The sequence below is a fragment of the Salinivibrio sp. PR919 genome (assembly GCF_001995355.1).
Classification (GTDB): Bacteria; Pseudomonadota; Gammaproteobacteria; order Enterobacterales; family Vibrionaceae; genus Salinivibrio; species Salinivibrio proteolyticus.
On record NZ_MUFL01000099.1, the window covers coordinates 1 to 10,281 of the forward strand.

Annotated in this window: 8 protein-coding genes; all 8 read right to left on the reverse strand. The window is 46.9% G+C overall.

The window, feature by feature from the left end:
• Window positions 1-1,714 (reverse strand): hypothetical protein (locus BZG83_RS14595; RefSeq protein WP_198929741.1); only part of this gene is annotated, 1,714 nt, incomplete at its 3' end.
• A gap of 38 nt (window positions 1,715-1,752) precedes the next feature.
• The gene (locus BZG83_RS14600) at window positions 1,753-2,991 is read right to left on the reverse strand and encodes a glycosyltransferase family 4 protein (RefSeq protein WP_077481610.1); all 1,239 of its coding nucleotides are present in this window, start codon (window positions 2,989-2,991) and stop codon (window positions 1,753-1,755) included.
• Window positions 2,988-4,793 (reverse strand): capsular polysaccharide export protein, LipB/KpsS family, encoded by a 1,806-nt coding sequence (locus BZG83_RS14605; protein ID WP_077481611.1) that lies wholly within the window; start codon window positions 4,791-4,793, stop codon window positions 2,988-2,990. The genes BZG83_RS14600 and BZG83_RS14605 overlap by 4 nt, the downstream gene beginning before the upstream one ends.
• A gap of 9 nt (window positions 4,794-4,802) precedes the next feature.
• Window positions 4,803-5,888 (reverse strand): chain-length determining protein, encoded by a 1,086-nt coding sequence (locus tag BZG83_RS14610; RefSeq protein WP_077481613.1) that lies wholly within the window; start codon window positions 5,886-5,888, stop codon window positions 4,803-4,805.
• Entirely contained in the window at window positions 5,885-6,529 is a 645-nt protein-coding gene (locus tag BZG83_RS14615; protein WP_241828300.1) for an ABC transporter ATP-binding protein, read from the reverse strand. Before BZG83_RS14615 ends, BZG83_RS14610 begins: the two co-directional genes overlap by 4 nt.
• Before the next feature lie 14 nt (window positions 6,530-6,543).
• Window positions 6,544-7,335: an ABC transporter permease gene (locus BZG83_RS14620; RefSeq protein WP_077481617.1), complete on the reverse strand. Its 792-nt coding sequence runs from the start codon at window positions 7,333-7,335 to the stop codon at window positions 6,544-6,546.
• Entirely contained in the window at window positions 7,335-9,026 is a 1,692-nt protein-coding gene (locus tag BZG83_RS14625) for a polysaccharide biosynthesis/export family protein (RefSeq protein WP_077481619.1), read from the reverse strand. The genes BZG83_RS14620 and BZG83_RS14625 overlap by 1 nt, the downstream gene beginning before the upstream one ends.
• A 130-nt stretch (window positions 9,027-9,156) precedes the next feature.
• Window positions 9,157-9,522 carry a hypothetical protein gene (locus BZG83_RS14630; protein ID WP_077481621.1) on the reverse strand — a complete coding sequence of 122 codons (366 nt, stop codon included), beginning with the start codon at window positions 9,520-9,522 and terminating at the stop codon, window positions 9,157-9,159.
• Window positions 9,523-10,281: the final 759 nt, after the last annotated feature.

Here is a 10,281-nt window from a genome sequence, read left to right on the forward strand (position 1 = left end):
GCTTTAGGTAATGTACTAAGGGATTAACACCAGCATCTTTTACATCTGGATAACTATTTAAGTACCAGCTTGTATCAAACTTAGCGCTAGGACTATAGTTTTTCTTTGCGCCAATCAGTATATAGTGCTCTTGTGGGCTGTGTTTAGATGCGCTTACTTCAGGATATTTTTTCGAGTACCATGTTTCATCAAAAAGATCGGASTTTTTAATTAGGCTAGCTTGGTTTTTCAGTGTAAGACGACTTTTTCTGGCTCGCTTAAATCGCGTCGATATACCCTTAAAGTCTCCAAAAAAGTGTCTCTTGGGTGTAATGTCTTGCTCTGTAGCACTAGTTTGTTCGTGAATACTCTCTTGTCGCTGAGTCTCACGTTCTAGCTGTTCTTCTAGTACAAGAAGTTTTTGTGTTAATTTAGCAATTTCGAAAAAGCGCTGTTGAATATCCGTCTTAGCTTGAGCAAGTTGTTGCGTGAGTTCCTCGCGTGCTTTTTTTTCATCATCCAGCTGTATCGTGAGCGAATGATGACGAGATTGCATTGTATGGAACTGCTCCCGATAGTGATTTCGCTCATTGCTAGATTTTTTCAGGCTCAGCTCAAGCTCGAGCACTCTCTCACTATGCTTCTCTTTTTCTTCACTAAAACTCGCACTTAACTTTTCAATCTGTAATCGATATTGCGCATTCTCTTTGCGGGAAGCGGTTAATTCCTTACTAATTTCGTTATTTTTCGTTATTGCCTGTGTTGCTTTTTGAGTTTGCTGCTTTAGTTGTTTTTCTGTTGTTGCTCTTTGCTTATTAAGTTTCTCTTTTAGTGTGGCGATTTCTTTTTCTTTTCGAGCTAGTTCATCTCGATGCTGCTTCAATGCATTGCTTAGCGTACTTTCGGTGTCTAAATGACGTTTAGTTATATACGCTAGCTCTTCGAATCGTAGGGCAATGTTTTGCTCTGCCTCTTCTAGCTGCTTTAGTAAGCTATCTTTTTCTTTCGTTAACTCATCGCATTTTTGGTTTGTTAGCTGTAGCTGCTCAATAACAACCTGATGTTGAGCAACTGCGTCATGCTTCTCCGCATCTTTTACAGCTAGCATTTTCTCAAGTTCATACTGCTTGCGAACGCCTTGCTGGCTTTGCTGGGCCAGACCCGTCATATCGAAGGGTAACGTGGGGTAAGTATCACCCATTGGCAAGGTCACACTAAACAGCAGCTGTTCGAGTTGCGCAAGCTCAGGGTGCTGCGTGACATAATACGCCGCGAAAATGTCATATTCATCTTGTTGTGTGCGCGGTGCCATACTAGACGCGTCTGGCCATTCAATGCCCAAGGAGCACAACCAACCCTGCCACGCCTCAATATAAAAGGTCGCGTGAGTATGGCTAACCAGATTAACCTTGTGTTGGTGGTTTGGCAGCCATGCAAGCAGGGTTTTGGTAACGTCCATCCATTCGGCTAACGTTGTATTAATGGCAGTTTCGTCACCACCATTACGCAATGCATCGGCTAAGGTCGATTTTGCATCCCAAACGTGCAGCACTACGTCGTCAAAGGCCTGCAAGTTTTGGTCAATATCCGTTAGCGTGCAAGGGGTGGCAATAATCACCGCCTCACTGTTGCCCATGCTACTTGTGCACGTTTGCACAACCGGAAACGGGCTGGTTTGCTGACTCAGCCACGCCTGCCACTGTGCACTCTTTATGGTGCTAGCAATGACTTTCATTTTTCTCTCCATTTCACCTAACCACTGGTTTAAATTGATTAATCGGTATATTCGGCGCTTTCTGTTTTACTTCTTTCTTTCGCGACATTGGGTATGCGATTGGGCGTCACGTCTGCCACCTGCTTCGGAGGCAATACTACGGTTGCTAACCCAATCCGTTGCATCATGTGTTGATTGATTTTTTTTACATCGTAACGCTGTAACGCTAATTGATAGCCCGCCGCTCCGTGTTGAATAATCCACTCAGGGTGGTTGATGTAGGCTTTCATCGCGTTAAATAGCGCCTGCGGATCATGCGGCGGAATTAATAAGCCGTTTTTTTGGTGTACTACGGTTTCTTTGCACCCAGGGCCACTGGTGGTGATCACCGCCCGGCCCATCGCCATTGCCTCTTGGGTGCTTCGGGGCACGCCTTCTCGGTAGTAAGACGGTAAAACAAACACAGAGGATTTTTTTAGTGGAATACGCACATCATCGACTTTACCGGTGTAGTGAATAATTCCTTCATGCACTTTTTGTTTTAACAGCTCCGGGGATACCGCATCGCGCCCTTGATCGGGCGCACCTACCACCCAGCATTCCGCTCGATAACCGGCTTCTTTTAAGGCTTGAGCGGCCTGCAAGTAGTACCAAATGCCTTTTTCATTGAGCAAGCGGCCAATAAATACAAAACGCACAGGTGCGGTCACCGGCGCTTGAAATTGGTAATGGTTCAGGTTTAAGCCGATCCCATTTATCAAATGCACTTGGCCGGTACGGATGTGGTTTTTGTCTATCAGGTCGCGCTTGTCGTCTGGGTTGAGTAAAAAAAGATGATGGCTAAAACGTAACGCACAGCGATAAAGAAACACTTGAACGTTCTGCAATATTTTTTGCTTTTTACTGAACCCGTTAGGTGGTGGCGTAAAGGGTCGCCCTAATCCTTCAATCTTAGCCACACGCAGTGGAATACCGGCTAAGGTTGCCGCCAACGTGCCATAAATAACCGGCTTAGCGAAATAACAAAACGATACGTCAATACGATACTTCCTAAATAATGTATACAGTTGATGCACCGTTTTAATATCTTGGTAAGGGTTAATCCCTAAACGGCTCAGCGAATAACGAATTGGCGTGGCGCCCAGCTCAAGGATACGTAGTTGCTGGGTAAAGGTCATTTCACTAACAAAGGCATACACGATGTGCCCAGCGGCAACCATGTCTTTTATTAGCTCACCACGAAACCCGACTAAACTTTCCGCCAAGGTGCCGACGATGGCAATGGTTTTTTGTGTCATTTCACCCCTGCGAGTTGACGGGCGGTTTTGGCGACTAAGCCAGTTATTTTCTGGCTAAACCGTTGGCGTTGTTGTTTTTGTTTTGCCAGCAATTCCACCGCCTCAAATGCGGTGATGTAGTAGCCCGAATAAGGATGGATATAAAGCGGATACCAAATATACGCGGCATAGATCAGCTCATCCAACGTGCGCTGCACATTGCGCCGCGCTACCGAACACTGATCGTCGGTCACGCCCCAGCCCGCATAAAAAGGCAGGCCATGACAAATCACGTGCTTGTCGCGGATCAGTGCTTCAAACCCAGCTAACGAACTCATCACATGTACGGCATCGACATGCGGGTAAAGATGCTCAATGCCCACATGGGCTTCTATTTGATCACACCACTGTTGGGCGCGTTGTTCGTTCTCGCCTGCTTTTCGTGCGCCTGCAATAACATCTGGATGCGGTTTATAAATAATGTATGCGTCTGGATATTGTTGGCGCACCTGTTGAAGAAGGGCCATATTGGTGCGCACATAGGGAGAGCCCAACGCAAGTGACGCATCAGATTCCACTTGGCCAACCACCAAATGTATTGGTTTTTGTGTGGTAGGCCGGTCCCAGGTCGCACCACCCGTGTTGTATTTGGTGAGTGATTGCGCCACCAATAGCTGTTTCAGGGCGCGCCCTTGTTGGCGTTCATATTCGCTAAATTCATGATTAGCAAGGTAATGTTCAAGCTCTGAGGGCTGCGTGGCATCGAAATAGATCCCCATTTTATCCACCACCCAAGAAATGGGCTTGGCAAACAGCGCCCCTAACCCAACCGAACGAATAAAGCCATCTTCAACACGCAAGACCGACCGCGCCCCATAGGTGCGTTGACGGCTTCCCCAAATAAGCGGAGTTTCGTGACGTTGAATCGTGTCAGGTGCTGCATTGTGATGCATAAAACGCAACCGACTGCCTTGAAAAAAAGCACGAAAGCTTGGTCGCCAGTATGGGTTAACACCACAGGCCACTAAATGGCTGGGCGTGCGTCGCCGACCAGCCATTTGCACCGCCAACCACGAAATAGCAGCCAACGGTGTGATGTTTTTAAGCGTGTCAGGGTGTTGAACACATACATCGCTGTGCAGCCATGTGGCCAACAATAACTGTTGTATTTGTGCCGATGACCAGTGTTTTACATACCCAAGCGCGCATCCGGTTTGATGCATAACGGTGGCGAGCAGTGATTGTGCCGTTCCTGGCAAAGTGACAAAGGGCACACCATACATAGCGGCTTCAACCAGTAGCTCACCTCGCCCGCTGATCACGCATTTTGCATTAGCAACCCAGTGAATGGGCCGACTCTCAGTATTCAGTTGTTGCCACAAAAATAGGGGCTGTTGTTGACGTGCATGCGCCAAAACCTGCATGACACGACGAGGAACATGGGATTGTCTATGTAACTGTTGGTCAACCAGCACAAACCAAATATGGGCGTTGTATTGCCGCGCATACTGTGCCGCTTTCTGGATCGCCGCTTGGTTTACATCATCAGGCTCGAGAACCATCAGCACATAGCTCCGCGGATCGCTAGGCGGTTGTGCGGTTGAATGTGCGTGATCCAATCCAAGCACACTGAGTTGATGGCGCGTTACACTGTCTAGCCATTGCTGATGGCTTTTTGTCCATCCCTGTTCAGCCCTTGGCTCGGCATGATTTAACTCAATGCTCAACAAGGCTTGAGGTTTTGCCGCTTTTGGCGTGAATCGGTGTATAAATGGCGCGGGAGATATTGGCCAAATCAGTTTATCCCTCTGAGTTTTTGCCATGTTACGCCATCAGTCTCGATGATCTCGGATGATACTGCGGCCAAGATGGACAACAGCGAAGAAGAACAAACTCATCAGGCTCCACACCACCCAGTTATGAAAACGACGAGGCTCAGTCGAGTATTCCGGTAAGCTCGGGTATTGCAGCACAGACACTTGCTTCAATTTACGCGCCGTTTCAACCCGTGTGGTCTCCAGCGCGGTCAGCGCATTTGAATACAATTCGAGTGCGAATTTAGCCTGCATTTCTAGGGTTTGATACTCGGCAGTTAYACGGTTAAGCGCGTGATCTTTATTTTGCGTCAGCAATCGCTTTTCTTGCTGCACTTGCGTTTCTAAAGCATCAATTTCACTTTTAAGCCGCTGCATTTCTGGCGAACGCGCAGTTTGAAAACTGCTCAGCGCTTGTCGCTTTGATTGTGTAATTGCCAATTGCCCTTTTAATTCAGCAATGATCTTCAAGGTTTCTTCAACCGTCGCTTTGGGCGAAATAAGGTTATGTTGGTTTTGATAGGCCAGTAGTTTTTCACGCGCTTGATGCAAACGCTCCGACATGTTTTTTACTTGTTTTTCAATAAAGTTCAGTTGCTCTTGCGCTAAGCGACGCCCCATTGCATTCATATGCTTTTCACCTTCATTCAGTAAGGTTTTAGCAATGCGCTGCGCCATTTCGGGCGTATACGCTTCAACGCGAATACGCAATACCTTGGTGTAGTCGTCAAATTCAATGTTGATTCGCTTGCGTAGGTATTGATGGAACATTTCCAACGGAACATCGGCACTGGATAAACGCGCAATAAAATCGATGTTGTCTTGCGCGTAATGATGGCGAAGATCGAGATCCTTTTGGAGTTTGATCGTCATATCTACCGATTCAAGGTGCTCTTTTAATAGCAACAAATCACCGGCCCCTGATGTGCCCGAAAGCAATGATGAAACACTGAAACCTGTAGGGATAATTTCTGGGCTTTTTAATACTACATTGGCTTGCGAAACGTAGCGATCGGTGGCGAGTAAGCCGTAATAAATACCGGCAGCGACAATAATGCCCAAGCATAAAAACCACTGTAAATGCTTACGAAGAACTACTTTCATTTTTTAATACTCTTATGATAATCGTGTATGGCATCTTCTAGGTCGTCATACCAAATCGCTTTACCTTCATGAACCCAAAGCCCTGCTTGGCAGAGATCTTTTAAGATTCCTTCGCTGTGCGACACCATAATAATGCTGGCTTGACCAATGCGGTCTTTAAAGGCTTTAGTGGCCTTTTGCTTAAAGCTTTTGTCCCCGACTGCGGTGGCTTCGTCTGACAAATACACATCAAAATCAAAGGCGAGTGATAAACCAAAAGACAAGCGACTTTTCATCCCGCTTGAGTAGGTGCGAATGGGCTTATCAAACGCGGCACCAATTTCGGAGAAGTCTTGAACAAATTGAATAATGCGTTGAATTTTGCTTTCATCACCATGAATACGCGCGACAAATTTTACGTTCTGGCGCCCAGTCATATTGCGCTGAAAGCCGCCACTTAAGCCAATTGGCCAAGAAACACTGCATTTTCGCTCGATGGTGCCTTGGTCGGGCATATCCATGCCGGAGAGTAATCGCAACAAGGTGGATTTACCGGCCCCGTTCTTGCCTACCACGCCCACACTTACCCCCTGCGGAATGGTAAAATTCACGTCTTTTAATACCCAATTGCTACCAAAGGGGCCGTGGTAGCGCTTAGACATGTTTTTAACTTCTATCATGCTGACATTAATCTTGATTTAAACCGCACATGCAGCATTAGTCCCAACAGGCTCGCCACCAGCGCGCATTGCACGGGGTAGAGTAAACTGACGCCACTGAGCATGTAGTAGCCATGAAAGTAAGCATGGCGGAGCAATTCCAATACATGCACTAGCGGGTTATACATCAACACTTCGCGCAATTCATGAGGCAGAGCCTTGAGAGGAAACATAGCGCCCGACAACATATAAAGCGGAAACATCAGTAACTTAACGATTTTCTCGACCTCTTCCGCAATGGTCGCCACCACAGATAGCACTAGGCCAAAACTGAGCCCTAGCCACCACGCCAACACCCACATTGCGATAACAATCAAGGGTTCATCGGGGCCGCGATAGCCGCCGAAAAACATCAATGACACCACAATGAGGCTTAGCACCACACTGCGAATGGTGAATTCCAGAAATGCGCGGACAATAACAGGGTCAAGGGGGTGTACTTGGCGATAAGCAAACAGGGAGCTATTGGCGCGTATCGCTCCCATGGAGCGCATCATGGCATCGCGAAAAACCATGAAGGTGATAATGCCGATGATCAGCCAAGGGATAAATTCCGCCCCTTGAATGTACTTTATTCGCCCCATCAGTTGCCGCACCCCAATAAAGATCATGAGGTGAAGGATGGGCTCGAGTAAAATCCAGCTCCATCCGAACCGGTCCGCGCTCATGCGTGCCATGGCTTCGCGCATAAACAGTGCATGCCAAACGTGTTTGCAGACTTTTAATGGATGCCGAGGTTGATAACTCATTACAAGTCCATGATCACTTTGGCGGATACCGCAATTTGATAGAGGATTTGGGTCAGGGTTGACGCTAATTGCAGGTTTTTGGTTGCCGCTTTCGGGAGCACAAGAATTTGGTCTCCGGCTTGCACCGCAAAGTCTTTAGCCGACACCACTTCACCATTCTGACGCACGATTAGAATGTTGTCTTCATTGGCATGCTGGCTAAAGCCACCCGATGCTTCAATATAATCAATCGCGGTTTTACCCGGGGTAAAGACGATTGATTGCGGTACAAAGACTTCACCGGTGATCAGCACAGTACTGCTGCGCTSAGGTAGCCGGATTACATCACCATCTTGTAAGCGAATATCGGTCAGTTTGCCTTGGTTGGTTACTACCATGGTGCCATCCGGCTCGACTTGAGAGGCTTTTTGAACAAACTGGCTGATCAGTTCCGCTTCTCGTACACGAATTGCTGATTCTTCTGCGGTTGAAGAAGACGCACCTAGGTAAGTCGCCTCAAGGCGGCGCAAGCTCTCATCCAACGCTTTTTTCTGGCGTTCGGCGACGCTGACGCGGGACAGTGAAATTTGTTGATAATTCGTTTCTTGCGGGTCAACGGCCACACTGGTTAACAGTTCCGCCAGCGTGGTATTTTTGGGCAATACAAAATTAGATTGCCCTGTAAACGCACCTTCTAATTTAACGACGATTTGTTGATCTTTGCTGTCGCCAACAAAGACCAGTTCATCGCCGTCCGCAACGTCGACATGAGTGAAATCTTGCAAGGATAAGTAGTGCGCAATCCACTCTTTGTTACGTGTACCCCGTTGCAATACATGAGTAACGGCAGGATCCAATTGCGTGAGTGCTAGGATCTCCTCTCCTTGAGTATTGCTATCTTTCAGTTCAAAACGGAATGTGCGACCGATATCTCCTTTCACTACGACGGTCGGCTTTCGCTTTGTCACTAATAAGGTGTCGCCTTGTTGCAACTGAGGGTGAGTGAGCTCCCCTTCTAGCATGTATTGATACAGATCTAATTGACTGATGACTTTGCCATCGCGCAACAGCGAAATCTCTCGATAGCTACCTAGCTGATCATCAATACCGCCGGCTTGATCCAGAAACATTAACGCTGAATCGCTTGGTACGCCTGAATATCGGCCAGGGTTTTCAACAAAACCTGCGACAAATACTGAGATAGGCTGTACGCCTTGCAAGTTAGTGTATACGCGAACTTTATCTGAATAGGTTTTGCGTATCGCGGCTGACACTACGGTATTTAAACGGCTGTTGGGGATCCCTTTAACATTCACTGGGCCAATTGAGGGAATAAAAATGTTGCCTTGTGCATCAACCGGTAAGGTACGCTCCATTTCAAAGGCGCCCCAGGTTTTTATCGTGACCTGATCGCCGGGCAAAATACGGTAATTGGGATTAAGCCCGTCCGACCGTAGGCCACGAAAACCGCCTTGGAAGAGCGAGTAACCAAAGGGATGAATATCAGCGTCATCGCGAGTTGTTTGCTGATTCTGCACGGGGCCGTAATTCGATGATTGCCAATTCGCTTTGACAGTGTCGTCAGAGGCGTTTGCGGAACTGGATACGCCTTGTGCTTGCTTAGCGGCGGCCATGAGCTCACTGCGTGAAGCGCTTTGTGCGGCTGTTGTAACCGTAAACGCAATTAGAAAAATAGTGATTAGTCTTTTCATTCTTGTTGGTTCTCTGGAAATCAAAGTTAGGTGCTACAACCCACTCTTGTTAGGCCTGTTAAGGAAGCCCTAGTGCTTGGTGGCACGGGGCTTATCGCGAGGTGTAAATCGACGCGCGAGGCGATAAGCGCTAGTTACGAAACGCTCGCACAATGCCCCAACCTTGGGGGTATTCACAAAGGTTGTACTGCGAGGTTTGCGTGGATTTCAGAGACGAGGCGACGTGACGCATGGCGAAACACGTCGTGCCAATTGCGGAAAAGTAGCGTTGCTCAATAAGAAAGGATTGCTCGCCTGTTTGAAGAGGCAGCGAGACTGTATCGCCAACATTCATTTGGCTACCCAATTTGGTATCACTGTGCTGAATATACTCAATGGTGTGATTGGGCATGCCAGACACCACACTGTAGCTATCTGCTTGCGACGTGGGGTAAGACGAGCAGCCTGCAAGCACGAGCAGCCCACAAGGTAGAATAAGTTTACACAGAACATTCATAGCCAAAACCTTACTAATCAACACCTTTAAGTTGTTGAGTTCCATTTTAATTTTTATTCGAATTTAATTTTAAATGCGGAATTTTTACGTGACGTCTAACTTCTTAATCAAAGCAAAAAAAGCATAACTATTCACTAGGCTACTAGCAAAATAGACACGCTACCGCCCATTGATGTTAGCGCTTGATCACACTGCGCAGACAAAAACCAGCTTATTCACAAGGTTAAACGCACAAAAATACTGAAACGATTTTGTAACTTTTACGATATGGTCTACTTTATCGTTTGCAGTGTTGAATTTTGCAGGCTGGTATACTACGCAAACTGAATAAATCATCAATATTGACGGAATGTTTTTATTGTACTAAGAGCGCTGTTTGCTGTTTTTTTGGACAAAGAATTAGTTTTGTATGAAAACATGCTCAAAAGATGCAAAAAGTTAAGAGAAGGAAAAACAGTAAGATAMGAACTTACTGTGATATGTTCCCAAAAAATCATTTACAGAACGCCGTTCTGAATAGGTGGGGAGGGAGAGCCTAGGGGCCTAGGGCCTAGGAACTGCTTTCTGCCAAAAGTGACTGTCCTCGATAGGGAGTTGTAGGGGACTAGGTCCTAGGGTCCTAGATCCTAGGGAAAGATGAAGGAATATGGAATACGGAATACGGAATACGGAATACGGAATACGGAATACGGAATACGGAATACGGAATACGGAATACGGAATACGGAATACGGAATACGGAATACGGAAAAAGCCTAT

Excerpts from the sequence above, each read along its gene's own strand:
- BZG83_RS14600 (WP_077481610.1), bottom strand. The coding sequence starts at position 2,991 with ATGACACAAAAAACCATTGCCATCGTCGGCACCTTGGCGGAAAGTTTA.
- BZG83_RS14605 (WP_077481611.1), bottom strand. The coding sequence starts at position 4,793 with ATGGCAAAAACTCAGAGGGATAAACTGATTTGGCCAATATCTCCCGCG.
- BZG83_RS14615 (WP_241828300.1), bottom strand. The coding sequence starts at position 6,529 with ATGTCTAAGCGCTACCACGGCCCCTTTGGTAGCAATTGGGTATTAAAA.
- BZG83_RS14620 (WP_077481617.1), bottom strand. The coding sequence starts at position 7,335 with ATGAGTTATCAACCTCGGCATCCATTAAAAGTCTGCAAACACGTTTGG.
- BZG83_RS14630 (WP_077481621.1), bottom strand. The coding sequence starts at position 9,522 with ATGAATGTTCTGTGTAAACTTATTCTACCTTGTGGGCTGCTCGTGCTT.